This is a genomic window from Streptomyces sp. NPDC088197, assembly GCF_044741185.1.
Lineage (GTDB): Bacteria > Actinomycetota > Actinomycetes > Streptomycetales > Streptomycetaceae > Actinacidiphila.
Genome location: NZ_JBIUSD010000013.1, coordinates 26,873 through 52,712, shown reverse-complemented (window position 1 = coordinate 52,712; position 25,840 = coordinate 26,873). Strand labels below are relative to the sequence as shown.

The following is a 25,840-nucleotide window of genomic DNA, read 5'->3' as shown; positions in this document are numbered from 1 at the left end:
CGCCCCATCGGGGTGAGAGCCGCCCCGGAAACCCCCGCTGAGCTGCGATAACGCGCGCCCGAAGGGGCCCGGAAGAGCGCCCCCGGGGCACCCTTGTAGATCATCGGGCCGGGTTCCGTTTGGGATTATGGGCGCTCACCGGAGAGACTTCTCCAGTGACGTCCCGTAGCCCGCGAGACACTCCGCTCCGCCTTGTCCCCCGACGGCCGCTCACCGCCGCCCGCCGGACCGCAACGACGCGCCGGTCCAGACCCCCGCGGCCGCCCGAGGGCACGCCGCCGCTGCCGCAGCTCGCCCGGCTGGCCCGCGCCGAACTGGCCGACGCCGCACGGCTCGCGCGCTGGGCCGGCACCGGCCCCGGCACCGCGGGACCGACCGGCATACTGCCCGACGACGCCGCCGCGCAGGCCGCAGCGGCGCTCGACCTGACCCGGCCCCAGATCCGTACCGCATGGGACCGGGCGCGGCTGTCGGGGCTGATCGAACTGCACGGCGGCACCGCACGGCCCGGCTGGCGGCTGCGGGCCTGGGACACCGACGACACCGCCGTGCTGCGCGGCTGGGTCGCGCTCTTCGACGCCTGGTCGCTGGCCCACCCCTTCCTGCCGGGCCCGCAGGCCGGTCCCGACCCGGCGCTGGTCGCCGAAGTCATCGAGGCCGCACCGCAGTTGCTGTCCTTCCTGCACCTGTCCAACGAGCCGGTGCCGATCGACACCCTGCTCGACCTGCTGCGGCAGCGCGTCGCGGAACTGCGCGCCGAGCGGCACGAACCGCCCGCCGACGGCGCGGGCGACGCCCCCGATCCGCTGCCCGCGCTGCTCGACTGGACGCTGGACGCCGTCGCCCGGGTCGGCGCGCTGCGCCCCCGCGACCCCAAGCGTCCCGACGAGGTCACGCTCACCGCGATCGGTTCCTGGGCGGTGTGGGTCAAGCTGGAGCAGATCTGCGTGGCCGCGCAGGGCCCCGCGGGACACATGGAGCAGTCCGCCGAGACCATGCTGCGGGCCAGCGCCCGCCTCTCGCCGGGGCCGGCCCGCGCCGAGTACCGCGCCTGGCTGGCCGCCCGCCCGGTCGCGCTGGCCGTCGGCGAGTTGCTGGACACCGCGCGCGGCGACGACGCCCTGCTGCGCGGCCTCGCCTTCGAGGCGCTGCGCGTGGTCGGCGACCCCGCAGAGCCGGCCGTCCGCGGCGTGGTCGAGGAGCCGACGCTGCGCCCCTACGCGGTGCTGTGGCTGGCGGAGTTGGACGGCGGCGACCCGGACACCGCGACCGGCCTGCTGACCCGCGAGGAGGCCACCTGGCTGTGGATCGACACGGCCGCGGCCGTCGCCGACCACGGCGAGGACCACCTGCTCGTCAGCCACCTGGAGACCGCCGTCCAGGGCTCGGTGCCCGGGCTGCTCGAAGAGGTCCGCAACGTCGGCCACCCCCGGACCGTCCAGGTGCTCGTGGCGCTCGCCGCCGCGCACCCGGACCCCGCCCTGGCCAAGGCGATGCGCAGGGCCGCCTTCCAGGTCCACACCGGCGAGACCTGAGCCGCCGCGAGCGGTACGCGACCCCCGCGCCGTACGGCGCGCGGGGACCCGTACCGCCCGCCGGTCCTCAGCCGAAGGTGTCGCAGGCCGCCAGGTCCCCGGTCCTCAGCCCGGTGGTGAACCACTGCTGACGCTGCGCCGCGGACCCGTGCGTCCAGGCGTCCGGCGTCACTCGCCCCTGCGCCCGCGACTGGATCGTGTCGTCGCCGACGGCCGCCGCCGCGTCGAGACCGCGCGCGATGTCGTCGGGCGTCACCGCCGTGATCAACGAGGTGCCGGTGGCCGGATTGAGGGTCCTGGTGGCGTTCTTCGCCCACAGCCCGGCATAGCAGTCGGCCTGCAACTCCACGCGTACGGACGCGCTGTCGGCCCCGCTGCGGCCGTCCTGGGCCGCGCTCAGAACACCCGTCAGATTCTGCACATGGTGGCCGTATTCGTGCGCGACGACATAGCTTTCGGCGAACGGCCCGCCTTTGGCGCCGAATTGGGTCTGCAACGTCTGGAAGAAATTCAAGTCGATATAGACCTTGCGGTCCGCGGGGCAGTAGAACGGCCCGGTCCGCGGGTCGGCCGGACCGCAGCCGGTGCTCACCGGAGCGTCGAAGAACACCGTCGGCGCGGGCCGGTACGCGGCGCCGCGGCGGCTGAACTCGGCGGTCCAGTACGCCTGCACGCTGTTGACCACGGCCACGATCCGGCACTGCTCCTGCGCGTTGGCGTCCCGCCCGGTCGAACAGCTCCGCGCCAGACCGGCGCCGGCCGCGCGCGTGTCCGAGACGGTGTCGGAGCCGCCGCTGAGGCCGAGTTGGTCGGGGCTGATGCCCAGCACCAGGCCGATCACGACCGCGAGCAGCCCGGCGATTCCGCCGCCCACCAGCTTCCCGCCGGGGCCGCCGCCCGAACCGCCCCGCCGGTCCTGGACCTGCGAGGTGTCGAGCGGAGTGTCGTCGTCGAACCGCATGTGCCGATTATGTGTGATGTGCCCCACTTCGGCGCACCGGTGGCCGGGTACCGGCGCGCCCCTGACCGGGGGCGGGGGCAGTCGGCCCCGCAATGCCCGCGCCCCCCGGCGCGGTAAACCGTTTGCCGGCCGCCGGTAGACTGAGCCCCATGGCAGTTCTATTCCTCGATTAGCCACGGCGTACGACCTCGCGCCCGTTTCCGTCGTCCGTCCTGTCCTGGAGCTTTTCCCGTGATCACTGCCACCGGCCTTGAGCTGCGCGCCGGCGCTCGCATCCTCATCGAGTCCGCCTCCTTCCGCGTCGCCAAGGGCGACCGCATCGGCCTGGTCGGCCGCAACGGAGCGGGCAAGACCACCCTGACCAAGGTGCTCGCGGGGGAGGGCCAGCCCGCCGCAGGCACCGTCACCCGCAGCGGCGAGGTCGGCTATCTCCCGCAGGACCCGCGCACCGGGGACCTCGACACCCTCGCCAGCGACCGCATCCTGTCCGCCCGCGACCTCGACACCGTCCTGCGCAAGATGCGGGAGAACGAGGAGCGGATGGCCAACGGAAAGGGCGCCACCCGCGAGAACGCGATGAAGAAGTACTCGCGTCTGGAGACGGAATTCCTCACCAAGGGCGGATACGCCGCCGAGGCCGAGGCCGCCACCATCGCCGCCGCGCTCGGACTGCCCGACCGCATCCTCGGGCAGCAGCTCCACACCCTCTCCGGCGGCCAGCGCCGCCGCGTCGAACTGGCCAGGATCCTCTTCTCCGACGCCGACACCCTGCTCCTGGACGAGCCCACCAACCACCTCGACGCCGACTCCATCGCCTGGCTGCGCGACTACCTGAAGACGTACCGCGGTGGATTCATCGTGATCTCGCACGATGCCACCCTCATCGAGACCGTGGTGAACAAGGTCTTCTACCTGGACGCCAACCGGTCGCAAATCGATGTGTACAACATGGGCTGGAAGCTCTACCAGCAACAGCGCGAGGCCGACGAGAAGCGCCGTAAGCGCGAGCGGGCCAACGCGGAGAAGAAAGCCGCCGCCCTGAATTCACAGGCCGACAAGATGCGTGCCAAGGCCACCAAGACGGTCGCCGCGCAGAACATGGCGCGCCGCGCGGAGAAGCTGCTGTCCGGCCTGGAGGCGGTACGCGCCTCCGACAAGGTCGCCAAGCTGCGCTTCCCCGACCCCGCCCCGTGCGGCAAGACCCCGCTGATGGCCGAGGGCCTGTCCAAGTCGTACGGGTCGCTGGAGATCTTCACCGACGTCGACCTCGCGATCGACCGCGGCTCGCGGGTCGTCATCCTCGGTCTGAACGGCGCGGGCAAGACCACGCTGCTGCGCCTGCTGGCCGGTGTCGAGCAGGCCGACACCGGCCAGGTGACGCCCGGACACGGCCTCAAGCTCGGCTACTACGCGCAGGAGCACGAGACGCTCGACCCGGACCGCACCGTGCTGGAGAACATGCGGTCGGCCGCGCCCGACACCGATCTGGTGGAGATCCGCAAGATCCTCGGCTCGTTCCTCTTCTCCGGCGACGACGTCGACAAGCCCGCCGGGGTGCTCTCCGGCGGCGAGAAGACCCGGCTCGCGCTCGCCTCGCTCGTCGTCTCCAGCGCCAATGTGCTGCTGCTCGACGAGCCCACCAACAACCTCGACCCCGCCAGCCGCGAGGAGATCCTGGGCGCGCTGCACACCTTCACCGGCGCGGTCGTCCTGGTCACCCACGACGAGGGCGCCGTGGACGCGCTCCAGCCGGAGCGGATCATCCTGCTGCCGGACGGCGTGGAGGACCTGTGGGGCCAGGACTACAAGGACCTGGTCTCGCTGGCCTGAGCCCCGGCGGCGCCCGGCCGGGCGCCGCCCCGCGCGGGGCGCGGGGCGGCTCAGAGGCCCGCACCCGCACGAAGTGATCATGTCGATTCGATCATTCGGCCCACTGATCATCCTTCATCTGCGTGAGTCCGGCTCGTACCGCGCGCCCACGGGGCGCGCTACGGGCGACCGCCGCCGTGATCAGTGGTGTGACGTCGGAGAACTCCTTACCGACCACGGCTGACCTGCCGCTATTGCCCGCACACCCTTCTCCGTACGGAATTGCCGCCCCGGAAAAGCCGCTCCCGGCCCCTTCGCACCGGCGTATCCAGGCATTCCTCCGGTGAATGTCCCGTGATGGACCTTGTCGAATGGGTGGCCAGGAACGCCCTTAGGGGTGATCATGAGAGTCCATAGCGCACTTCCCTGGAGGAGGCACGGGTGGCCGAGACTCTGAAGAAGGGCAGCCGGGTGACCGGCGCCGCGCGCGAGAAGCTCGCGGCAGACCTGAAGAAGAAGTACGACTCCGGTGCGAGCATCCGGGCGCTGGCCGAAGAGACCGGCCGCTCCTATGGATTCGTGCACCGGATGCTCAGCGAGTCCGGCGTGACCCTGCGCGGTCGCGGCGGTGCCACACGGGGCAAGAAGGCCGCCACGGCCTGAGGGCTCCGCGAGTATCAAGGGCCGGGGGCGGTCCGGCGGGTCCGGTTGGTTACTCTTCGGTAATCCAGTCCGGTCCGCTCGGAGGTGCCCAGTGCCCGACGCCAAGATCCTGCTCGAACGTGACGGAGTCCGGCTAGCCGTCGACGACTCCGTCGCGCACATCACCCTGTGCAATCCGGCCAAGCGCAACGCTCAGTCGCCCGCCCTGTGGCGTGCCCTGACCGAGGCGGGCCAGTTGCTGCCGGGACAGGTACGCGTCGTCGTGCTGCGCGGTGAGGGCGTGTCCTTCTCCGCCGGCCTCGACCGCCAGGCGTTCACGCCCGAGGGCTTCGACGGTGAGCCGTCGTTCCTCGACCTCGCGCGTGGCTCGGAGGCCGGACTCGACGCTGCCATCGCCACGTACCAGGACGCCTTCACCTGGTGGCGGCGGACCGACGTGATCACGGTCGCCGCGGTCCAGGGCCACGCCATCGGCGCGGGCTTCCAGCTCGCCCTCGCCTGCGATCTGCGCGTCTGCGCGGACGACGCGCAGTTCGCCATGCGCGAGACCGGTCTGGGCCTGGTCCCCGACCTCACCGGCACCAAGCCGCTGGTCGAACTGGTCGGATACGGCCGCGCCCTGGAGATCTGCGCCACCGGCCGCTTCGTGCACGCCGACGAGGCCGAGCGCACCGGCCTGGCCAACCTCGTCGTGCCCGCCGCGGAACTCGACGCCGCCGTCACCGACCTGGTCGGCGCCCTGCTCGCGCCGCCGCGCGACGCGGTCGTCGAGACCAAGGGCCTGCTGCGCGGCGCCGCCGCCCACACCGAGAAGGAGCAGTACGCGGCCGAACGCGCCGCCCAGGGCCGCCGCCTGCGCGACCTGGCGGGCGTGGGCGAGTAGCCGCCCGTCCGCGCCGGACGTCTCACGGGGCGCGGGAGGGATCAGCCCGCGTCCGTCACCACGATGGCGGTACGCACCGGACCGGGCGCGCCCTCGGCCGCCGCGACCGCGACGGCGGCGGCCACCGACCGGGCCACCTCCAGCGGCCGGTGGCCCGGCGACACCGCGATCTGCACCTGGACGCGACGGCCCGGCGCCTCGTCGGAGCCCGCCGAATCCCCGGCCGAATCCGCCGCCGTGTCCTGGATCCGCACACCGGAGCCGAGGCCGACCGGCCGCCTGCTCAGCCGTACGACACCGGGCACGGTCAGCGCCGCGGTTGCCACGGCTTCCGCGAGGCCACTGGGGTCGAGCGGTACGGGAGCCTCGTCGCCGTCCGGCTCCGCGTCCTCGGCGCCCGCCAGCTCGCTCACGGGCGCGTCGTCACCGTCCAGCAACCCGGTGACCTGGAGGTCCACCTCCGTCACGGCGATGCCGAGCCCGTCGCGCGCGGTCGTCCACAGCACGTCGCGCAGCCGGTCGGCGGCCTGCGGCAGCGGCTCGTCGGCGGTCGCCTCGAACGACGCCTCGATCCGTACCGGCAGGTGCGGCAGCGCGCCCACCGGACCGGACTCCGGCGCTTCGCCCCCGCTTTCCGCCAGCGCCAGGGACACCCCGCCCAGCCGTACCCCGGACAGCCCCGCGGTCGTCCACCGCAGCGCGCGTACGGCCGCGCGCTCGGTCATCCAGGCGTTGTCGTCGGGGGTGCCGAGCGGGAGCAGGCGGCCCAGCGCGACCTGCTCCCGTACGGTCCGGGCCAGTCGGTCCATGGTCACCAGATATCGCCTTCCGCAGGCCGACCACTCTCTTGGGGGGTCGGAACAGCCCTCTCGCCGGTTCCCCGCAGCGCGCGGGGGCATGCGCACATAGTGTGGGGCACGGAGCAGCCCATACGAAGGGACGACTCGCGATGACGGACACCGCACAGTACGACCGGCCGGAGCCCGAGGGCTCGTCAGCGGCCGAGGGCAGGACCCTGGACAAGGGCAGCGCGGGCGGGCGCAAAGCGCTCGGCGACCCGGCCACGCGCGGCCGCACGACGATCGCCGACGGCGTGGTGGAGAAGATCGCCGGACTCGCCGCCCGTGACGTGGTCGGCGTGCACGCGATGGGCACCGGCCTGTCGCGCACCTTCGGCGCGGTCCGCGACCGCGTGCCCGGCGGCACCAAGTCGGTGTCGCGCGGCGTGAAGGCCGAGGTCGGTGAGGTGCAGACCGCGCTCGACCTGGACATCGTCGTCGAATACGGCGTGTCGATCGTCGAAGTGGCCCGCGCCGTACGGGAGAACGTGGTCAACGCCGTGGAGCGGATGACCGGTCTCGAGGTCGTCGAGGTCAACGTCGCCGTGGGCGACGTGAAACTTCCCGACGAAGATGACGACGACGAGCGTGAGCAACGGGTCCAATAAGGGTCCAAGCCAGTGCAGACGGAGATGGTCAACACGACCAATGGGACGGAGTGCGGACGATGAGCATGGCGGTGATCGGCCTGGCCGTCGGAATGGCGCTCGGATTCGCCGGGTATTTCGGCGGGTTCGGTGCTTTTCTGCTGGTGGCGGCGCTCGGCGCGGTCGGTTTCGTGGCGGGCAAATTCCTCGACGGCGATCTGGAACCTGGGGAGTTCTTCCGCTCGCGTGACCGTGGCCGCGACCGCGACCGGCGGCGCTGATGGGGACAGCCGTCCCCGCACCGCTGCCCGCGGCCGACCGCGGGGCACTGCGGATCGCGGACCGGGTGGTCGCGAAGATCGCCGCCCAGGCGGCCGGCGAGGTCCTGACGGACGCGCCGGGCGCCGCACTGGTGCCGAAGGACCACTCCCCGCACGCCTCGGTCTCGGTCCGCAAGGACAGCGCGCGGCTGCGGCTCACCCTTGAACTGGGCTACCCCACCGACATCGGCTCGGTGTGCGGCTCGGTGCGCAGCCATGTCACCTCCCGCGTCGAGGCGTTGACCGGCATGTCGGTTCCCGAGGTCGCGGTCGAGGTGGAGCGGTTGCACTCGGCCGCCGACCGCCGCAAGGACGAGGGAAGGGTCCAGTGAGCGACAGCGAGAGTCCCTGGAAGAAGCCGAACGACGGCGCTGAGCCGGGGCAGGGGGAGCGGCGGGGCCCCGAGCAGGGTCCCGACGACGACCGCTCCCGGCGGACTCCCGAGCACGGCTCGGAATACGCTCAGGACCAGGAATACGGGGCCTCCGAGTACGGCTCCGGGCAGGCTTACGGGCAGGCTTCCGGGCAGGCTTCCGAAGGGGACGACGGCGGCGCCGAATACGGCTCGGAGTCCGGATACGCGGCGGCCGAGCAGGGCCCGGGCGCGGGGTACGGCCCGGCGTCCGGTCCGGGATCGTCCTCCGCGGGTGGTACCCCCGGCGTCCTCGCCGGAGGCGACACGCTCACGGACCCCGCCACCCGCACCCTTGAGCCGTACGCCCTGACCGCGGATCAGACCCCGGTCAAGGCGCGCCGGTTCTGGGCCGGACGCCGGGTGCCCGCGGCGATCACCGCCGCGGTGCTCCTCGGGATCGCCGGTCTCTTCCTGTACGACATCGCCGCCGTCCGCGCCGACCGGCGCGCGATGGCCTGGCGGACCCGGCTCGCCGACGAGCTGGCCACCCGCCACCTGGACAACGTCTGGGTGATCGTCGGCGCCGCCGTGGCCGCCGTGCTCGGCCTCTGGCTGATCCTGCTGGCCCTCACGCCGGGCGAGCGCGGACTGCTGCCGATGACCCGGCGCGGCGAGAACGGCGTCCGCGCCGGACTCGACCGGCACGCGGCCGAACTGGTGCTGCGCGACCGGGCGATGGAGGTACCGGGCATCCGCTGGGTACGGGTCAAGGTCGGCCGCCGCCGGATCACGGCGCACGGCTCCTCGCACTTCCGCGAACTCGACGCGGTGCGCACGGACCTGACGAACGCGCTGGGCAACGCCGTACGCCAGCTCGGCCTCGCCAAACCGCCGCAGCTCCACGTCCATGTCCAGCGCGCAGAGAAGAAAGGGTGACCGGGCGGATGCGTACCGTACTGAACCGGGTCCTGCTCGCGCTGACCGGACTCGTCCTGCTGGTCGTGGGCCTGTCCGTGCTGCTCGGCGGGCTCGACCTGCAACGCCGGTGGAATTTCACGATGCCGCACTGGTGGCCCTTCACCGGCCCCAAGGACGTGCTGCTCACCGCGCACGACAGGACCCGCTACCGCTCCGACGGCTGGTGGTGGCCGGTGGTCATCGCCGTGCTCGGCGTGCTCGTGCTCGCCGCCCTGTGGTGGCTGCTCGCCCAGGCCCGCACCCGGCGGCTGCGCCAGCTCCGGGTCGACAGCGGCGACGGACAGGGCGCGCTGCTGCGCGGCCGGGCGGTGGAGAACGTGCTGACCTCGGAGACCGAGGCGTACGACGGCGTGGAGTGGGCCAGAGCGGCGCTGCGCGGCAAGCGCGGCGCACCGGTCGCCCGGATAGTGCTGGGCCTGGCGGCCGACGCCACCCCGGACGAGGTCGTCGCCGGTCTCGACAGCGCGGTGCTCCACCGCGCCCGTACGTCGGCCGGTCTGGACAAGCTGCCCGCCGAGGCGCGGCTGCGCGCGGTCAGGCACCGCGCGGCGCGGGTCAGCTGACCCGGCCGCCCGCCCCGCTCTCGCGGAGCCCCCACCGGGCCGTCGGTGGGGGCTCTTCGCGTCCCGTCACAGGGCGCGCTGGGCGCCGCCGTCCACCGGCAGCAGCACACCGGTCAGATACGACGCGGCGGGCGAGAGCAGGAAGGCCGCGGCCCGGCCGAACTCCTCGGGCGTGCCGTAGCGCCGCAGCGGGATCGTCGCGCTCGCCCTGGCCCTGGCCGCCGCCTCGTCGCCGCCGAGCGCGTCCAGCTCCCGTACCCGGTCGGTGTCGATCCGCGACGGCAGCAGGCCGACCACCCGGATGCCGCGCGGCCCCAGCTCGGCGGCGAGGGTCTTGGCGAAGCCCGCGAGGCCGGGCCGCAGACCGTTCGACATGGCGAGGCCGGGGATCGGCTCGCGGACCGAGCCGGAGAGCACGAAGCCGATGACACCGCCGTCCGACAGCTCGGCCGCGGCGGCGCGGGCCAGCCGCACCGCGCCCAGGAACACCGTCTCGAAGGACCGCAGCCACTGCTCGTCGGTGCTGTCGGCGGCGGCGCCGGCCGGCGGTCCGCCGACGCTGATCAGCACCCCGTCGACCCGGCCGAAGCGCTCGCGGGCCGCCGTCAGCAGCCGCTGCGCCGTGTCCGGGGCGGAGTTGTCTGCGGCGACGCCCAACGCCGTGTCCTGGCCGCCCAGTTGCCCGGCCGCGGCGGCCACCGCCTCCGCCGTGCGCCCGGAGACCACCACCTTCGCGCCGTCGGCGACCAGTTCGCGGGCCGTGGCGAAGCCCAGGCCGCGGCTGGCGCCGGTGAGGACGTACACCCGTCCGTCGAGTCCGAGATCCATGGTCAGCAGTCCCTTATGGCAGGCACGCCCGACAGGGCGAGCGCGGTGTTGACGAGTCCGACGTGGCTGAACGCCTGCGGGAAGTTGCCCAGCAGCCGCCCGGCGACCGGGTCCCACTCCTCGGCGAGCAGCCCGACGTCGTTGCGCAACGTCAGCAGCCGCTCGAACAGTTCGGTCGCCTCGTCCTGGCGGCCGATCGCGTACAGCGCGTCCGCGAGCCAGAACGAGCAGGCCAGGAAGGCCCCTTCGGAGCCGGGCAGCCCGTCCACGCCGACCGCGTCCGGGGTGTAGCGGCGGACGAAGCCGCCGAGGTCCAGTTCGCGGCGGACCGCCTCCACCGTGCCGATCACGCGGCGGTCGGTGGGCGGCAGGAATCCCACCTGCGGGATGAGCAGCGTCGCCGCGTCCAGCTCCTCGGAGCCGTAGGACTGCGTGAAGGTGTTGCGCCGCGCGTCGTAGCCCTTCTCGCAGACCTCCGCGTGCACCTGGGCGCGCATCGAACGCCACAGCCCCACATCGCCCTTGAGCCGCGGCAGCGCCTCCACGGTCCGCACCGCGCGGTCGGCGGCGACCCAGGCCATCACCTTGGAGTGCACGAAGTGGCGGCGCGGGCCGCGGACTTCCCAGATGCCCTCGTCCGGCTGGTGCCACGCGGACTCCAGGAAGTCCATCAGGGCGCGTTGCAGATTCCAGGCGTGCGGCTCGTCGCGCATCCCGGCCGCCCGTGCCAGGAACAGCGAGTCCAACACCTCGCCGTACACGTCGAGTTGGAGCTGTCCCGCGGCGGCGTTGCCGATCCGGACCGGCGCCGAGCCCTCGTAGCCGCGCAGCCACGGCACCTCGTACTCCGTCAGCCGCCGCTCGCCGCCGATGCCGTACATGATCTGGAGGTCGGCCGGGTTGCCCGCCACCGCGCGCAGCAGCCAGTCGCGCCAGGCGCCCGCCTCCTGGAGATAGCCGCCCTCCACCAGGGCGTTGAGGGTCAGCGCCGCGTCACGCAGCCAGCAGTAGCGGTAGTCCCAGTTGCGGACCCCGCCGATCTCCTCGGGCAGCGACGTGGTCGCGGCGGCGGCGATGCCACCGGTGGGCGCGTACGTCAGGGCCTTGAGCGTGATCAGCGACCGCACCACGGCCGACCGCCACGGCCCCTGGTAACGGCAGCGGGCCGACCACTCGTCCCAGTCGGCCAGGCTGTGGTCCAGCGCCTCGTACGGGTCGAACCGGCGCGGGCGCTTCTCGTGCGAGGGGTGCCAGGTCAGTATGAACGCGACCCGGTCGCCCTCGGCGACGGTGAAGTCGGAGTACGTGCGCATGTCCTTGCCGTACGCCCGGACCGGCGGGTCGCTGCGCAGCCAGACCGAGTCGGGGCCCGCGACGGCCACCCGGTGCCCGTCGGCGCGCCGCATCCACGGCACGACCGCGCCGTAGTCGAACCGCAGCGTCAGCTCGGCCCGCATGTCGACCTGGCCCGACACGCCCTCGACGATCCTGATCACATCGGGCGCCCGGTCGCGCTGCGGCATGAAGTCGGTGACCTTGACGGTCCCGGTCGGGGTCTCCCAGAAGGTGTCGAGCACCAGCGTGTCGCCCCGGTACGAGCGGTGCGAACACGTCCGCGCGCCCGTCGGCGCCAGCAGCCAGCGGCCGTTGCCCTCGTCGCCGAGCAGCGCGGCGAAGCAGGCGGCCGAGTCGAAGCGGGGCAGGCACAGCCAGTCGATGGAACCGTCCCTGCCCACCAGCGCGGCGGTCTGGAGATCGCCGATGAGCGCGTAATCCTCGATACGTCCTGGCACGGTGCCGCCTCGCCGCCTTCCGGTGGTCCTCGCCTCGCCCGGACACGGTGTGCGCCGGGCCCTCGTCTCCGTAGCGTGCGGGGGCGGAGCGTCAGACCGCTACCGGAACGCTGCCCTCGGGTTCCTGCGGGCTCTCCGGATTGTCCTGCTTCTCGCGGGCCGCGAGCCGTTCGGCGCGCTCGCGGCGCAGCAGCACCACCCAGCCGACCGGCACCATGCCCGTGAACAGCCACCACTGGATCGCGTACGCCATGTGCGGGCCGATGCTGCTGTGGTCGGGCTCGGGGATGAGCGCGGGCTGGTGCGGACCGGGCTTCGGCGTGATGGACACCAGCTCCATGTAGCCCGAAAGCAGCGTCTGCGGCATGTACTTCGCGTCCACGGTGCTGCTGATCAGCATGATCTGCCGGTCCGGCAGGCCCGAGCGGTTGCGGATGCCCGTCGACGACGTCGTCTCGTCGGGGCGCAGCCGCCCGGTGACCGTCACTTCGCCGGACGGCGGCGGCGTGATCTTCGGGAACGCGGTCGGGTCGTTGCCCGGCGAGATCCAGCCCCGGTTCACCAGCACCGCGCGGCCGTCGGCCAGCACCAGCGGGGTGATCACGTGGTAGCCGACCTCCTGGCCGCCGCCCGACGTGTCGTCCGAGCCGTCGTTGCCCGCCGTCCGGTGCCGGGCCACCACCTCGTGCGCCGTGTCGAAGTGCCCGGTCGCCGTCACCGACTTGTACAGATCGGTCTTCGGCAGCACGGCACCCGGATGTGTCACCGACTCGACCTCGACCGGGGCGGCCTTCAGGCTCGCCGCGATGATCTTGTTGTTCGCCACCCGGTGCTCGTGCCGATGGAGCTGCCAGAAGCCCAGTCTGACCATGGTGGGCATCATGACCAGACCGAGGAGGGTGAGGATCACCCATTGGCGGGACCAGAGGAAGCGGTACACCCCACGACGGTACAACTCGGTCGGGGCGGGGCTTCCGGAGGGGGGCCTCAGGCGGGGGCGGCCGTGGTCGGACGGGGTGCGGGGCGGCCGGCCGGGCTCAGGCGATCGAGCCGACCTTGTCCACGATCCCGGCCGCGCCCTCCGCCTTCGCGCAGTGGCCGCCGCAGTACCAGTGGCCGTCCACCTCCACGCCGTGGCCGACGATCCGCACCCGGCAGTGCTCGCAGATCGGCGCCATACGGTGGATGGCGCACTCGAAGCTGTCGAAGACGTGCACCGCGCCTTGGGCGTGCACCTCGAAGCTCATGACGTAGTCGTTTCCGCAAACCTCGCATCGGGCCATGTGCCCAGGCTGCTGCCGTGAGCGCGCCGGGGCAACGCGGGAGGCCCCGCGTCGCGCGAGAGTCACCTGGATGGAGCCCCGCCCGGCCCGCCCGACGCGCTAACCGTGCCCGCACGGCCCGCCCGGCCCGCTAACCGTGCCCGCCCGGCCCCCTAGCCGTGCACGCCCGCCGCGGGGGTGACGGCCTTCAGGAGTTCGGTGAAGCGGGCCTCGTCGATGACCGGGGTGGCGAACTGCCGGGCCTTGACGGCCTTCGAGGTGGGGGAGTCCGGGTCGTTCGTGACCAGCAGGCTGGTGAGGCGGCTGACGCTGGAGGCGACGTGGAGCCCGGCGTCGGTGGCGCGGTCCTCCAGCAGCTCACGGTCGATGCCGGTGTCACCGGAGAAGGCGACCCGCATCCCCTGGACCAGGGGCCCGTCGGGAGCGAGGCGGCCGGGGTTGGGATACGGGCACGCGGGCCGTTTGCGGGCCGGGCGCCAGCCGGTGGCGCGGTACGAGCCGGGCCCGTAGGAGGCGCCGGGGCGCGGCGAGGGGACCGTGTCGGAGCCGTCGACCCACTCGGTCAGCGGGCGGCAGGTGTGCAGCGGCAGGGGGAGACCGGCCGCTGCGGCCAGGTGCAGGCTCGGGCGGAACGCCTCGGCCAGGACGCGCGCGTCGTCGAGGGCGTGGTGGGCGCGCCGCTGCTCGACCCCGTAGTGCGCGGCCAGCGACTCCAGCTTGTGGTTGGCCAGGGGCAGCCGCAGCTCCTTGGCCAGGACGATGGTGCACAGCCGCTGCTCGACGGGTGCGACGGACCGGGCGCGCGCGTACTCGCGGGCGAGCATCGACCAGTCGAAGACCGCGTTGTGCGCCACCAGGACGCGCCCCGCGAGGCGTTCGGCGAGCTGGTCGGCGATCTCGGGGAAGAGCGGGGCGTCGGCGAGCATCGCGCTGGTGAGTCCGTGGATCCACACCGGGCCGGGGTCGCGCAGCGGGTTGACGGGCGAATACCAGTGGTCCTGCACCTCGCCGCGGGCGTCCAGCCGGTACACCGCCGCGGACACTATCCGGTCGTCCCGGCCGAGCCCCGTGGTCTCGACGTCGACCACGGCGTAACCGTCCGGATAGGCGGGAGGCCACGGGGACGGCGGCGGTGTCTGGGCGGCCAGGTTGTCGAGCATGGTCACAGAGAATACGGCTCGCCACTGACAGCTACCGCCACCCGCTTTCCTTACTTGTCGGTAACAAGGTCTGGCGGGTGCCCTGTACGCGCCTTTATGGTGCGCTCATGCCCCAACTCCCCGATGTCGTGCTGTGGTCGATACCCGCCTTCGTACTGCTCACCGTCGTCGAGATGGTGAGCTACCGCTTTCACCCCGACGAGGACTCCGCCGGATACGGCACCAAGGACACCGCCGCGAGCCTGTCGATGGGTCTCGGCAGTCTGGTCACCGACGCGCTGTGGAAGATCCCGATCGTGGCGGTCTACTCCGGGCTCTACGCGGTGACCCCGCTGCGGGTGCCCGTCGAGTGGTGGACGCTGCCGCTGATACTGCTCGCGCAGGACTTCTTCTACTACTGGTCGCACCGCGGCCACCACATGATCCGCGTCCTGTGGGCCTGCCACGTCGTGCACCACTCCAGCCGGAAGTTCAACCTCTCCACGGCGCTGCGGCAGCCCTGGACCAGCCTCACCTCCTGGCCGTTCTACCTCCCGCTGATCGCCCTCGGCGTGCACCCGGCCGCCCTCGCGTTCTGCACCGCCGTCAGTCTCGTCTACCAGTTCTGGATCCACACCGAACGCGTCGGCAAGCTGCCCGCCCCGCTGGAGTTCACCCTCAACACCCCCTCGCACCACCGCGTCCACCACGCCTCGCAGGGCGGCTACCTCGACCGCAACTTCGGCGGCATCCTCATCGTCTGGGACCGCCTCTTCCGCTCCTTCACCCCCGAGACCGACGCCCCCGTCTACGGCCTCACCAAGAACATCGCCACCTACAACCCGCTGCGGGTCGCCACCCACGAGTACGCCGCCCTCGCCCGCGACCTCCGCGCCGCCCCCACCTGGCGCGCCCGCGCCGGCTACCTCTTCCGCGGCCCCGGCTGGCGCCCCGCGGACGCGGCCGGGCCGGCCCTGACGCCCGCCGCGCCCGACCTCGCGTCCAGCCCGTCCGGGATGTGAGGACCGCGGGCCCCTGGCGTACCGTGGAGACGCCCCACCGACAACGAGCTGACCAGCGAGGACACCGCCATGCGCGCCACCGTGATCCAGGCACCCCACGACCTCAGGGTGGAGGAGGTGCCGGACGCGAGGATCCGGCGGCCCGGCGACGCGGTGGTCCGCGTGGTGCGCGCCTGCATCTGCGGAAGCGACCTGTGGGCGTACCGCGGCGAGTCGGCGCGCAAGCCCGGCCAGCGGATCGGCCACGAATTCCTCGGGGTGGTCGAGGAGACCGGCGCCGAGGTGGCGGGGCTGCGCCCCGGCGACCTGGTGGTGGCGCCCTTCGTGTGGTCGGACGGCGTGTGCGCGTACTGCGTCGAGGGCCTGACCACGTCGTGCGCGCACGGCGGCTTCTGGGGCTCGATCGGCGAGGAGGGGCAGTCCGACGGCGGCCAGGGCGAGGCCGTCCGGGTGCCGTACGCCGACGCCACGCTGGTGAAGCTGCCCGCGGCGGCGCTCAGCGACGAGCGGCTGCTGACCGCCCTGCTGTCGCTGTCCGACGTGCTGGGCACCGGCCACCACGCGGCGGTCGGCGCGGGCGTGCGGCCCGGCGCGACGGTGGCGGTGGTCGGGGACGGCGCGGTCGGCCTGTGCGGGGTCCTGGCCGCGAAGCGGCTGGGCGCCGAGCGGATCATCGCGCTCGGACGGCACACGTCGCGCACCGACATCGCGCGGGACTTCGGCGCCACCGACGTGGTCGCCGAGCGCGGCGACGAGGCCGTGGCGGCGGTACGTCAACTGACCGGCGGCCAGGGCGCGCACGCGGTGATCGAGGCGGTCGGCACCGAGCAGTCGATGCGCACCGCCGTCGGCATCACCCGCGACGGCGGCGCGATCGGCTACGTCGGCGTCCCGCACGGCAGCGGCACCGGTCTCGACCTCGGCGAGATGTTCGACCGCAACATCACCCTGCGCGGCGGCGTCGCCCCCGTCCGCACGTACATCCCGGAACTGCTCCCCGACGTGCTGGACGGCACCGTCGACCCGTCCCCGGTCTTCGACCTGACGGTCGGTCTCGAGGACGTGCCGAAGGGCTACCGCGCGATGGACGAGCGCACCGCCCTCAAGGTGCTGGTGAAGCCCTGAGGGCGGTACGCGGCCGGTAACGGCCGTGCGTGCGGGCCGTCTTGGCGGGCGTTACCTGGTGACGGCGTTCAGCGCGTCCACGATGCCGTGACCGTAGAAGCTGTTGTACGCCTTCGGCCCGGTGCAGGTGGCGTCCTGCGCGGGTCCGGTCGGGCAGCCGGGGTTGTTCGCCTCGATCTTGAGCAGCGCCTGGAGCTGCGCGGGCGAGGCGTGCGGGTGACGGCTCTTGATCAGCGCCGCGACCGCCGCCACGTGCGGGCTGGCCATCGAAGTGCCCTGGAGGTAGCCGTACGTGCCGCCGGGCAGCGTCGACAGGATGCGGCCGTTGCCGGACGGGGTGTCGGGGATCTGCCTGCTGTCGCCGCCGGGCGCGGCCACGTCGATCACGGTCAGGCCGTAACTGGAGTAGTACGACTTGAGGTTCTGGGCGCCGGTCGCGGAGACCGTCACGACGCCGGGCAGTTGGGTCGGGAGGTCGAGGCACACGTGCGGGTCGACGGTGCGGGTGACCGCGGTGGAGTCGTCCGGGCTCGATGTGTCGGTCAGGGCGTGGGAGTTGAGGTCGTCGTCGCTGTTGCCCGCGGCGGCGACGTTCAGTACGCCCTCGCGCTCGGAGTACGCGGCGGCGCGTCGCACGGCGTCCACGATGGCCCGCTGGTCGGGGTCGCTCGGGCAGTTGTAGAGCCACGGGTCGATGTAATAGCTGTTGTTGGTGACCGCGATGCCGTGGTCGGCGGCGAAGACGAAGGCGCAGACCACGCTCTCCGGGTAGAACAGCGCGGAGCCCGGCTCGCTGACCTTGATCGCCGCGATCTTCACGCCGGGCGCGACCCCGGCCACGCCGATCCCGTTGCGCGCGGCGGCGATCTCACCGGCCACGTGGGTGCCGTGGTAGTCGGCCGCCGGGTCCCAGGGGTGCCAGGCGCCCGGTGAGGTGTCGGCGACGCCGCCCACACAGCTCGCGGACTGCTTGGCGGAGAAGTTCGCCGCCAGGTCGGGGTGGGTGTCGTCCACGCCGGTGTCGATGATGCCGACGGTCACCTTGGAACTGCCCGGATTGACCCCGGCCGCCTTGTCGGCCCGGATCGCCCGCAGGTCCCACTGGTCCGCCTCAAGCGGCTCCTGGCCGGGCGCCTGGTGCGCCGAGGCGGCGGCCACCTCGGCCGCGGTCAGCGTCCGTACCCCGCCCGCCTGCGTCGTCGCGGACGGCTCGATGGCGGCGGTCCTGGTCGCGCCCGCGCTCCGTACGCCGTGGACGCGCCGCAGCGTCGCGCCGAAGTCCGGGTTGGCCGAGTGCACGACGATGACGCCTATCCGGTCGTACGCGATCACCACCTGGCCGCCCGCCCGCTCTATCGCGCGCTCCACCGACCGCTGCGTGCCGCGCCCGCCGTCGATGTTGACGACGTACGACAGCAACGGGCCGTCCGTGCGCGGCGGTTGAGAGCCGTGCGCGGCGGAGGAGGCGCCGGAGGCGGAGGAAGCGGAGGCCGGGGCGGCTCCGGGGAGTACGGCGAGGGCGGCTGCCGTCACCAGACCGAGACCGGCCGCGAGCGCGCGGCGGCGCCGGGGGAGGCCGGGAAGCGGAACCATGGGATCTCCAATCGTCCATCAGCCGTGGGACGGCAGGGTCTGCCGTCCGACGTGTGCATGACGAAGGAAACTAGTGCCCAACGGCCGGTCAAAGAAGCGCAATTGCATGGATCGGTCGGAATTTCCCCGTGGCCGACGGCGGTTCAGCCATACCGGCGGCCGGATCGCAGCGCGGCGATGCTCAGCGGCGGCAGCCGGACCCGCCGCGCGTACCAGCCGGTGGGCGCGGCGGCGCCGGTTCCCGGCCGGGCGGCGGAAGGTCCCGTGAACAGGTCGGCGGGCAGGTCGGCGGGCAGCCGTACGCTCCCGTACGGCCTGCGGGCCGGGAGCTGCGGCCGGTGCGACGGGGGAGGAGGGGGCGGGGGCGGAGGTGGGGTCATCGCGGCGAGTCCTCGGCGGTCCTGGGCGGCGGTCCCCGGCCCGCGGAGCGGCGGGGGACGGTGACGGCGTGGTGGGCGCCGCCGGGCTGTCCAACGAACCGGCCGCGCCGCGGTGTCGGTGTCCGGCGCCCGGTGACCTGGTCGCAGGACGCGGGCGGCCCGGCCGGGCGGGCGGACGCCGGGCCGGGCGGCGAGCCGACGGGACCGGACGCCGAGCCAACGGGACGGGACGCCGAGCAGCCGTTTCAACAAACTGTTGTAATTTGGCGCCCGTCGCGTACGCTGCACCGACAGGCCCCCACCCGCCCGGCGGCCCCGCCGGGTTGTCCGTGCGACGTCATAGGGTGGAGGAACGGCGGCGCGCCGAGCGCCCGCCGCAGGAGCGACGGCGCGCGAGCGTCCAGGAGGGAGGCGGAGCCCGTGCTGATCGACACCTACGGCCGAGTGGCGACCGACCTGCGCGTCTCCCTCACCGACCGCTGCAATCTGCGCTGCACCTACTGCATGCCGGAAGAGGGCCTCCAGTGGCTGGCCAAGCCCGACCTGCTCACGGACGACGAGATCGTCCGGATGGTCGGGATCGCGGTCCACGAGCTGGGCGTCACCGACGTCCGCTTCACCGGCGGCGAGCCGCTGCTGCGGCCCGGCCTGGTCGGCATCGTCGAGCGCTGCGCCGCCCTGGAGCCGCGCCCCCGGCTGTCGCTGACCACCAACGGCATCGGCCTGCGCCGCACCGCCGACGCGCTGCGCGCCGCGGGTCTCGACCGGGTCAATGTCTCCCTCGACACCCTGCGCCCCGAGGTCTTCCACACCCTCACCCGCCGCGACCGGCACCACGACGTCGTCGCGGGCATGGCGGCGGCGGCCGACGCGGGCCTGACCCCGGTGAAGATCAACACGGTGCTGATGCGCGGTGTCAACGACGACGAGGCGCCCGACCTGCTGGCCTGGGCCGTCGAGCGGGGATACGAGCTGCGGTTCATCGAGCAGATGCCGCTGGACGCGCAGCACGGCTGGCAGCGCACCGACATGGTCACCGCCGACGAGATACTCGACCGCCTGCGGACCCGCTTCACCCTGACCCCCGAGGGCGAGACGGTCCGCGGCTCCGCGCCCGCCGAGCGCTGGCTGGTCGACGGCGGCCCGGCCACGGTCGGCGTCATCGGCTCGGTCACCCGGCCGTTCTGCCGCGCCTGCGACCGCACCCGGCTCACCGCCGACGGCCAGGTCCGCAACTGCCTGTTCGCCCGCGAGGAGTCCGACCTGCGCGGCCCGCTGCGCTCCGGCGCCGACGACGAGCGGATGGCGGAGCTGTGGCGGGCGGCGATGTGGGGCAAGAAGGCCGGCTCGGGCCTCGACGACCCGGCCTTCCTCCAGCCCGACCGCCCCATGTCGGCCATCGGCGGCTGAACCGCCGCACCCTGAGGCCGCTCGGAGAACCGCCGCAGCCGCACGCTGAGGCTCCTCGGAGAACCGCCGCCCCCGGAGCCCCGTCGCGCCGCTACCGCTCCCGCTCTCCCCGCTCCCACTCCGCCAGCGGCACGACGTCCTTCAGGAACCCGCGCATCCCCAGGAACTGCGACAGGTGCTCGCGGTGCTCGTCGCACGCCAGCCACGTCTTGCGCCGCTCCGGCGTGTGGATCTTGGGGTTGTTCCAGGCCAGCACCCACACGGCGGGGGTACGGCAGTCCTTGGCCGAGCAGATCGGCTTCTCGTTCTCGTTCACAGTGTTCCCGGCATCGCTCACGACGCCCAGTAAACAGAACCGCCGCTGGACATGGCGACGCCGGGCAGCCACGGGGGGAGCCGCCCGGCGTCGGTCCGTCGCTCCGACGGGGGATGCGGAGCGCGTACGAAGTATGTCACGCGCTCAACCGTCCGTGGAGTGGAACTTCACGATTGATCTGAGCTTTTCTTGAGGTTCGGCGGCACGGGTACCGGCACCGGCTCGCCGTAGCCCTCAGGATCGGACGGATCGCCCATTTCGAGCATCGGCCTGGCCTGCGGAAGGACGAACGACGACGGCAGCGAGGGCACGTTCTCCCGGCCCGCGTTCGCGAACACCACCGCCACGTACGGCAGCAGCAGCCCGACCACGAGCATCCCCCAGGCCAGTACCCGCTCCACGTCCCAGAGCACGACGGTGAGGATCACCGAGAGAGTACGGATCGACATCGAGATGATGTACCTGCGCTGCCGTCCGGCCACGTCCTCGGTCAGACCGGTACGCGCTCCCGTGATCTGGAAGACCTCAGGCCCGCCCTGCTTCCGCATCGCGCTCCACCACCCGCTCGCTCCGCCGGACTCTCCTGAGCACGGGTCGGCGCCCGGCCCGGCCTCACCACGGTACGCCGCGTACCGCCCGCCTTCGATAGCGGGGGCACCATCCGTGCGGCGCCGCTGTCGGGCCGTACGGCGGACGGCCCACTCGACATGCGGCGTAGCCGGAGCGGGCACAGACTGGCCGGACGAGTTCCGGGCGTACGCCGTCCGGACGCGAGGAGGCGAGTGACATGGGTTGGTTGTGGGCGATCATCGTCGGTCTGGTGCTGGGTCTGATCGCCAAAGCGATCCTCCCCGGCAAGCAGTCCCTGCCGCTGTGGCTCACCGTGATCTGCGGTATGGGCGGCAGCATTCTCGGCAACGCCGTGTCGACCTGGATCGGCGTCAACGACACCAAGGGCATCGACTGGACCCGGCACGTGCTGCAACTCATCGGCGCCGTCGTCGTCGTGGCGATCGGCGACGCCCTGTGGTCGATGTTCAAGGGCACGCGCAAGACCGCCGCACCGCGGTGACGCCCGCACCGCGGTGACGCTCAGCCCGTGGGGTGCCGCCGCAGCCACCGCGGCGGCACCCGGTCGGTCAGCCACACGCCGTTGGCGCTGATCCGGAAGACATGGCCCTCGGCGGCCAGCCCCCTGGCGTCCAGCGCGAGCACCACAGGACGGCCGTGCCGTGATCCCACGCGCACGGCCGTCTCCACGTCCCGTCCACCCATCCGGCCTCGTCGAGAGTGAGGCCGACGCTGTCGGGCCGGTGCCGCAGCACCATCGACAGGAACCTGGAGATCCTGACCGTCTTCTTCTCGTCGGGCACGGGCGTCAGACCCCCTGGCTGACCGAACTCATGTTGAAGTCCGGAATCCGCAGGGCCGGGGCGGCGGCCCTGGTGAAGTAGTCGCTCCACTCGCGCGGCAGCGTCCGCTCGGTGCGGCCCGCCTCGGCGGCGCGGCCGAGCAGGTCCACCGGGGACTCGTTGAAACGGAAGTTGTTCACCTCGCCGGTCACCTCGCCGTTCTCCACCAGGTAGACGCCGTCGCGGGTGAGGCCGGTCAGCAGCAGCGTGGCCGGGTCGACCTCGCGGATGTACCACAGGCAGGTCAGCAGCAGGCCGCGCTCGGTGGCCGCGACCATCTCGTCCAGCGACCGCTCGCCGCCGCCGTCCAGCACCAGGTTGTCGGCGGCGGGCGCGACCGGCAGGCCGGTCAGCCCGGCGCTGTGCCGGGTGGTGGTGAGCCGGGCGAGCGAGCCCTCGTGGATCCAGTTCACCGGCTCCACCGGCAGCCCGTTGTCGAACACCGAGGTGTCGTCGCCCGAGGAGTGCGCGATCACGAACGGCGCCGCCTCCAGGCCGGGTTCCGCCGGGTCGCTGCGCAGGGTCAGCGGCAGCGGCGACAGCTTCTCGCCGACCCGGGTCCCGCCGCCGGGCTTGCTGAAGACCGTACGGCCCTCGGCGGCGTCCCGGGCCGCGGCCGACCAGAACTGGTAGATCATCAGGTCCGCGACGGCCGACGGCGGCAGCAGCGTCTCGTACCGGCCCGCGGGCAGGTCGATCCGGCGCTCGGCCCAGACCAGCCGGCGGGCCAGGTCGGCGTCCATCGCCAGCGGGTCCACGTCGGTGAAGTCGCGGGTGGCCGCGCCCGCCCACGCCGAGCGCCTGCGGTCGGGGGACTTCGCGTTCACCTCAAGGGTGCCGGTCGGCTGGTCGTGCCGCAGCCGCAGCCCGGCCGAGGTGCCCAGATACGTCGACGTCACCGAGTGGAAGGCGAAGCCGTACAGTTCACGGCCGCCCGCCCGCGCCGTCGCGAACGCCTCGCCGAGCGCGGGCGCGAAGGACGCGAAGACGTCGGAGTTGGTCTCGGCGGGCCCGTCGGTGAAGGCCGCCGAGTGCGGCACACCCGTCACCAGCGGCTGCGCGTCCTCGGCGGGACCGGCCTCGCGGGCCGCCGCCTCGGCCGCCCGTACCAGCGGCTCCAGCTCGTCGGCGGTCACGGCCGAGCGGGACACCACACCGGACGCGGTGCCCTCGGCGCCGTCCACGGTGGCGATCACGGTGAGGGTACGGCCGCGCGTGACGCCGTTGGTGGTCAGGGAGTTGGCCGCCCAGCGCAGATTCGCGCTGGACTCCTCCTGGGCGATCACCACGCAGCCGTCCGCGTTCGACAGCTCAAGCGCCCGTTCGACGATCTCGTGCGGCTTGGTCGTCACGCTGCTCATCGTCCGGCCTCCTGGGTGGTGTTGAGAATGCTGACGCCCCGGAAGAGGGCGGCCGGGCAGCCGTGGCTGACGGCCGCGACCTGGCCCGGCTGGGCCTTGCCGCAGTTGAAGGCACCGCCGAGCACATACGTCTGCGGGCCGCCGACGGCGTCCATCGAGCCCCAGAAGTCGGTGGTGGTGGCCTGGTAGGCGACGTCCTTGAGCTGGCCCGCGAGCCGCCCGTTCTCGATCCGGAAGAACCGCTGCCCGGTGAACTGGAAGTTGTAGCGCTGCATGTCGATGGACCACGAGCGGTCGCCGACCACGTAGATGCCGCGTTCGACGCCGCCGATCAGCTCCTCGGTCGAAGGACCGTCGGGCGCGGGCCGCAGCGAGACGTTCGCCATCCGCTGCACCGGGACATGGCCGGGGGAGTCGGCGTACGCGCAGCCGTTGGACCGCTCGAAGCCGGTGAGCTTCGCGATCCGCCGGTCGAGCTGGTAGCCGACGAGCGTGCCGTCCTTGATCAGGTCCCAGGACTGTCCCGCCACGCCCTCGTCGTCGAAGCCGACGGTGGCCAGGCCGTGCTCCGCCGTACGGTCACCGGTCACATTCATCAGCGGCGAGCCGTACTTGAGCGTGCCGAGCTGGTCGAAGGTGGCGAAGGAGGTGCCCGCGTACGCCGCCTCGTACCCCAGCGCGCGGTCCAACTCCGTGGCGTGGCCGATCGATTCGTGGATCGTCAGCCACAGGTTGGACGGGTCGACCACCAGGTCGTACGCGCCCGCCTCGACCGAGGGCGCGCGCATCTTCTCGGCCAGCAGCTCCGGGATACGGGCCAGCTCCGCGTCCCAGTCCCAGCCGTGGTCCGCGCCGGTCAGATACTCCCAGCCGCGGCCGACCGGCGGCGCGAGCGTGCGCATCGAGTCGAAGTCGCCGCTGTCGCCGTCGACGGCGACAGCGGTGAGCTGCGAATGGAGGCGGACGCGCTGCTGCGTGGTCGTGGTGCCCGCGGTGTCCGCGTAGAACTTGTTCTCCTGCACGGTCATCAGCGAGGCGTCCGCGTGGTCGACCCCGTCGGCCGCCAGCAGCCGGGCGCTCCACTCCGCGAGCAGCGCCGTCTTCTCCGCGTCCGGCACGTCGAACGGGTTGATGTCGTACGCCGACACCCACACCCGGTCCGCGTGCACCGGCTCGTCGGCCAGCTCCACCCGCTCCCGCGACCCCGCCGCGGCGATCACCTTCGCGGACAGCTTGGCCATCGCGACCGCCTGCGAGGCGACCTTGGCCGCCGCGTCCATCGTCAGGTCGACCCCGGAGGCGAAGCCCCAGGCGCCGCCGTGCACCACCCGTACCGCGTACCCCAGATCGGTGGTGTCGGAGGTGCCCGACGGGCGCGCGTCGCGCAGCCGCCAGGTCGCGCCGCGCACCCGCTCCAGCCGGAAATCGGCGTGGTCCGCGCCCAGCGCGCGGGCGCGGGCCAGTGCGGCGTCGGCGAGTGCCCGCAGGGGCAGCGCCAGGAATGACTGATCGACCTCATGAGGCACGACGAACTTCCCCTTCGACCGTTCGACAGGTATCCGCAGTGAATCATGTCCCGCCGACCGCCAGCGCGTGCTTTTCCGCAGGACGCGGCGTGTGCCGGGGCGGGCGGCCGGCGAATCGTCAGATGCCAATCCGTGCCGAGACCTTGAGGTTGGTCCAGACCAATCTCTATGCTCATGACGCCGCCCTCACTCCTGTCCGCTGCACCACACTCCGCACGACGAGGAGCCCCCCACATGTCAGTACGCCGTAATGCCGCCGCGGTCGGCGCGGTCGGCGCCGCCGCCTTGACGATCGCCGCGCTCACGCCGGTGACCGCCAGCGCCCACGGCGCGCTCAGCGCACCGGTCAGCCGGATCTCCGGCTGCTTCGCCGAAGGCCCCGAACACCCCCAGTCGCAGGTCTGCAAGGACCTGGTCGCCGACAGCGGCACCCAGCCGCTGTACGACTGGAACGAGGTGAACATCGCCAACGCCAACGGCCAGAGCCGCACGATCATCCCCGACGGCCACCTCTGCTCGGCCAACCGCGACAAGTACCGGGCGCTGGACTGGGCCCGCACCGACTGGCCCGCCACCGCGGTCTCGGCGGGCACCACCACCGTCAACTTCCGTGTCACCGCGCCGCACAAGGGCACGATGACGCTCTACATCACCAAGGCCGGATACGACCCGACCAAGCCGCTCAAGTGGTCCGACCTGGACGCCACCCCGATCGCCGTCTACAACACCGTCGCCTCCGCGACGAACGGCTACTACACCTTCAACGCCACCCTGCCCAGCCGCACCGGCAGGCAGCTCATCTACCAGGTGTGGCAGCGCAGTGACAGCCCCGAGGCCTTCTACGGCTGCTCCGATGTCGTCTTCGGCCAGGGGGTACAAGCGGCGGCGGTCGCCGCGCCCCAGGCGCCGACCGACCGGCAGATCGCGGCCGGCGCGTCCAAGTCCACCGTCAGCCACCACGGTCACGGCGGCGACGTCGCCGTGACATCCACCACGGCGAAGCTCGCGACCAGCGACGTGACCGACAACCGCGCGGCCACCGGCACCCTGGAGACCGCCCTGTCCGGCAGCGCCGTTCTGGCGTCGGGCGCCGTGGGACTGCTGCTCTGGAGCCGCCGCAGGGCCGCCGCCCGCGCGAACGGCTGACCCATGGTTCTGT

General features: G+C 72.8%; 26 protein-coding genes and 2 pseudogenes. 14 read left to right on the top strand and 14 right to left on the bottom strand.

The window, feature by feature from the left end; translation table 11 throughout:
• Positions 1 to 155: 155 nt before the first annotated feature.
• Complete coding sequence (locus tag ACIOC1_RS26810; protein WP_391044183.1) at positions 156 to 1,535, top strand: hypothetical protein; 1,380 nt, start codon at positions 156 to 158, stop codon at positions 1,533 to 1,535.
• Positions 1,536 to 1,602: 67 nt separating this feature from the next.
• On the opposite strand, the gene ACIOC1_RS26805 is transcribed toward ACIOC1_RS26810, so the two are convergent.
• Positions 1,603 to 2,496: a neutral zinc metallopeptidase gene (locus ACIOC1_RS26805; protein WP_401856584.1), complete on the bottom strand. Its 894-nt coding sequence runs from the start codon at positions 2,494 to 2,496 to the stop codon at positions 1,603 to 1,605.
• Positions 2,497 to 2,727: 231 nt separating this feature from the next.
• Here ACIOC1_RS26805 and ACIOC1_RS26800 point away from each other — a divergent pair, with 231 nt between their 5' ends.
• The 3 genes from ACIOC1_RS26800 (at position 2,728) to ACIOC1_RS26790 (ending at position 5,851) form a co-directional block, all read left to right on the top strand.
• Complete coding sequence (locus ACIOC1_RS26800; protein ID WP_355333726.1) at positions 2,728 to 4,326, top strand: ABC-F family ATP-binding cassette domain-containing protein; 1,599 nt, start codon at positions 2,728 to 2,730, stop codon at positions 4,324 to 4,326.
• A 420-nt stretch (positions 4,327 to 4,746) separates the two neighbouring features.
• The gene (locus ACIOC1_RS26795) at positions 4,747 to 4,968 is read left to right on the top strand and encodes a helix-turn-helix domain-containing protein (RefSeq protein ID WP_188281871.1); all 222 of its coding nucleotides are present in this window, start codon (positions 4,747 to 4,749) and stop codon (positions 4,966 to 4,968) included.
• Between the two features lie 91 nt (positions 4,969 to 5,059).
• Positions 5,060 to 5,851 (top strand): enoyl-CoA hydratase/isomerase family protein, encoded by a 792-nt coding sequence (locus ACIOC1_RS26790; RefSeq protein WP_355333722.1) that lies wholly within the window; start codon positions 5,060 to 5,062, stop codon positions 5,849 to 5,851.
• Between the two features lie 41 nt (positions 5,852 to 5,892).
• Here ACIOC1_RS26790 and ACIOC1_RS26785 read toward each other — a convergent pair whose 3' ends face one another.
• Positions 5,893 to 6,660 carry a nucleopolyhedrovirus P10 family protein gene (locus tag ACIOC1_RS26785; RefSeq protein WP_391044292.1) on the bottom strand — a complete coding sequence of 256 codons (768 nt, stop codon included), beginning with the start codon at positions 6,658 to 6,660 and terminating at the stop codon, positions 5,893 to 5,895.
• A gap of 140 nt (positions 6,661 to 6,800) precedes the next feature.
• On the opposite strand from ACIOC1_RS26785, the gene ACIOC1_RS26780 reads away from it, so the two are divergent.
• The 5 genes and pseudogenes from ACIOC1_RS26780 to amaP all read left to right on the top strand — a co-directional run bounded on the left by ACIOC1_RS26780 (position 6,801) and on the right by amaP (position 9,493).
• Complete coding sequence (locus ACIOC1_RS26780; protein WP_355333717.1) at positions 6,801 to 7,298, top strand: Asp23/Gls24 family envelope stress response protein; 498 nt, start codon at positions 6,801 to 6,803, stop codon at positions 7,296 to 7,298.
• 59 nt (positions 7,299 to 7,357) lie between these two features.
• Entirely contained in the window at positions 7,358 to 7,558 is a 201-nt protein-coding gene (locus ACIOC1_RS26775; RefSeq protein WP_188281874.1) for a hypothetical protein, read from the top strand.
• On the top strand, positions 7,558 to 7,929 hold the full coding sequence (locus ACIOC1_RS26770; protein ID WP_355333713.1) for an Asp23/Gls24 family envelope stress response protein: 372 nt from the start codon (positions 7,558 to 7,560) through the stop codon (positions 7,927 to 7,929). The genes ACIOC1_RS26775 and ACIOC1_RS26770 overlap by 1 nt, the downstream gene beginning before the upstream one ends.
• Before the next feature lie 416 nt (positions 7,930 to 8,345).
• A pseudogene (locus tag ACIOC1_RS26765) lies at positions 8,346 to 8,888 on the top strand (DUF6286 domain-containing protein); the annotation flags it as partial.
• Positions 8,889 to 8,896: 8 nt separating this feature from the next.
• Positions 8,897 to 9,493, top strand: coding sequence for an alkaline shock response membrane anchor protein AmaP (gene amaP, locus ACIOC1_RS26760; RefSeq protein ID WP_391159633.1), 597 nt, complete (start codon positions 8,897 to 8,899; stop codon positions 9,491 to 9,493).
• Between the two features lie 66 nt (positions 9,494 to 9,559).
• Here amaP and ACIOC1_RS26755 read toward each other — a convergent pair whose 3' ends face one another.
• The 5 genes from ACIOC1_RS26755 to ACIOC1_RS26735 form a co-directional block, all read right to left on the bottom strand.
• Positions 9,560 to 10,321 (bottom strand): SDR family oxidoreductase, encoded by a 762-nt coding sequence (locus ACIOC1_RS26755; protein ID WP_391044197.1) that lies wholly within the window; start codon positions 10,319 to 10,321, stop codon positions 9,560 to 9,562.
• Positions 10,322 to 10,323: 2 nt separating this feature from the next.
• Positions 10,324 to 12,114, bottom strand: a complete 1,791-nt coding sequence (locus ACIOC1_RS26750) for a glycoside hydrolase family 15 protein (RefSeq protein WP_401714560.1) — start codon at positions 12,112 to 12,114, stop codon at positions 10,324 to 10,326.
• Positions 12,115 to 12,205: 91 nt separating this feature from the next.
• Entirely contained in the window at positions 12,206 to 13,054 is an 849-nt protein-coding gene (locus ACIOC1_RS26745; RefSeq protein WP_355333702.1) for an SURF1 family protein, read from the bottom strand.
• Positions 13,055 to 13,151: 97 nt separating this feature from the next.
• Positions 13,152 to 13,397 carry a hypothetical protein gene (locus ACIOC1_RS26740; RefSeq protein WP_188281880.1) on the bottom strand — a complete coding sequence of 82 codons (246 nt, stop codon included), beginning with the start codon at positions 13,395 to 13,397 and terminating at the stop codon, positions 13,152 to 13,154.
• A gap of 152 nt (positions 13,398 to 13,549) precedes the next feature.
• Positions 13,550 to 14,557 carry a DEDDh family exonuclease gene (locus ACIOC1_RS26735; RefSeq protein ID WP_391044202.1) on the bottom strand — a complete coding sequence of 336 codons (1,008 nt, stop codon included), beginning with the start codon at positions 14,555 to 14,557 and terminating at the stop codon, positions 13,550 to 13,552.
• A gap of 107 nt (positions 14,558 to 14,664) precedes the next feature.
• On the opposite strand from ACIOC1_RS26735, the gene ACIOC1_RS26730 reads away from it, so the two are divergent.
• Both ACIOC1_RS26730 and ACIOC1_RS26725 read left to right on the top strand, forming a co-directional pair.
• Positions 14,665 to 15,558 (top strand): sterol desaturase family protein, encoded by an 894-nt coding sequence (locus ACIOC1_RS26730; protein WP_391044203.1) that lies wholly within the window; start codon positions 14,665 to 14,667, stop codon positions 15,556 to 15,558.
• Between the two features lie 69 nt (positions 15,559 to 15,627).
• The gene (locus ACIOC1_RS26725; RefSeq protein ID WP_355333695.1) at positions 15,628 to 16,683 is read left to right on the top strand and encodes a zinc-dependent alcohol dehydrogenase family protein; all 1,056 of its coding nucleotides are present in this window, start codon (positions 15,628 to 15,630) and stop codon (positions 16,681 to 16,683) included.
• A gap of 51 nt (positions 16,684 to 16,734) precedes the next feature.
• On the opposite strand, the gene ACIOC1_RS26720 is transcribed toward ACIOC1_RS26725, so the two are convergent.
• Together ACIOC1_RS26720 and ACIOC1_RS26715 are read right to left on the bottom strand one after the other, a co-directional pair.
• A complete protein-coding gene (locus ACIOC1_RS26720; RefSeq protein ID WP_401856583.1) occupies positions 16,735 to 18,276 on the bottom strand; it encodes a S8 family peptidase in 1,542 nt (513 codons plus the stop codon).
• Between the two features lie 143 nt (positions 18,277 to 18,419).
• Positions 18,420 to 18,656: a hypothetical protein gene (locus ACIOC1_RS26715; RefSeq protein WP_401856582.1), complete on the bottom strand. Its 237-nt coding sequence runs from the start codon at positions 18,654 to 18,656 to the stop codon at positions 18,420 to 18,422.
• Between the two features lie 420 nt (positions 18,657 to 19,076).
• Between ACIOC1_RS26715 and moaA the strand changes: the two genes are divergently transcribed.
• Positions 19,077 to 20,066, top strand: a complete 990-nt coding sequence (gene moaA, locus ACIOC1_RS26710) for a GTP 3',8-cyclase MoaA (protein ID WP_355333688.1) — start codon at positions 19,077 to 19,079, stop codon at positions 20,064 to 20,066.
• Positions 20,067 to 20,157: 91 nt separating this feature from the next.
• Here moaA and ACIOC1_RS26705 read toward each other — a convergent pair whose 3' ends face one another.
• Together ACIOC1_RS26705 and ACIOC1_RS26700 are read right to left on the bottom strand one after the other, a co-directional pair.
• Entirely contained in the window at positions 20,158 to 20,403 is a 246-nt protein-coding gene (locus tag ACIOC1_RS26705) for a hypothetical protein (protein WP_391044209.1), read from the bottom strand.
• Between the two features lie 146 nt (positions 20,404 to 20,549).
• Entirely contained in the window at positions 20,550 to 20,930 is a 381-nt protein-coding gene (locus tag ACIOC1_RS26700; protein WP_355333686.1) for a DUF3099 domain-containing protein, read from the bottom strand.
• A gap of 239 nt (positions 20,931 to 21,169) precedes the next feature.
• Between ACIOC1_RS26700 and ACIOC1_RS26695 the strand changes: the two genes are divergently transcribed.
• The gene (locus tag ACIOC1_RS26695) at positions 21,170 to 21,454 is read left to right on the top strand and encodes a GlsB/YeaQ/YmgE family stress response membrane protein (RefSeq protein ID WP_355333683.1); all 285 of its coding nucleotides are present in this window, start codon (positions 21,170 to 21,172) and stop codon (positions 21,452 to 21,454) included.
• A 20-nt stretch (positions 21,455 to 21,474) separates the two neighbouring features.
• Here the strand turns inward: ACIOC1_RS26695 and ACIOC1_RS26690 are convergent.
• From ACIOC1_RS26690 to ACIOC1_RS26680, 3 genes and pseudogenes are all read right to left on the bottom strand, one after another.
• A pseudogene (locus ACIOC1_RS26690) lies at positions 21,475 to 21,710 on the bottom strand (RNA 2'-phosphotransferase).
• 50 nt (positions 21,711 to 21,760) lie between these two features.
• Positions 21,761 to 23,155 carry a metallopeptidase TldD-related protein gene (locus ACIOC1_RS26685; RefSeq protein ID WP_355333681.1) on the bottom strand — a complete coding sequence of 465 codons (1,395 nt, stop codon included), beginning with the start codon at positions 23,153 to 23,155 and terminating at the stop codon, positions 21,761 to 21,763.
• Positions 23,152 to 24,681 carry a TldD/PmbA family protein gene (locus tag ACIOC1_RS26680; protein ID WP_355333678.1) on the bottom strand — a complete coding sequence of 510 codons (1,530 nt, stop codon included), beginning with the start codon at positions 24,679 to 24,681 and terminating at the stop codon, positions 23,152 to 23,154. Before ACIOC1_RS26680 ends, ACIOC1_RS26685 begins: the two co-directional genes overlap by 4 nt.
• A gap of 234 nt (positions 24,682 to 24,915) precedes the next feature.
• Between ACIOC1_RS26680 and ACIOC1_RS26675 the strand changes: the two genes are divergently transcribed.
• Positions 24,916 to 25,827 (top strand): lytic polysaccharide monooxygenase, encoded by a 912-nt coding sequence (locus ACIOC1_RS26675; protein ID WP_355333676.1) that lies wholly within the window; start codon positions 24,916 to 24,918, stop codon positions 25,825 to 25,827.
• The last annotated feature ends 13 nt before the right edge of the window (positions 25,828 to 25,840 follow it).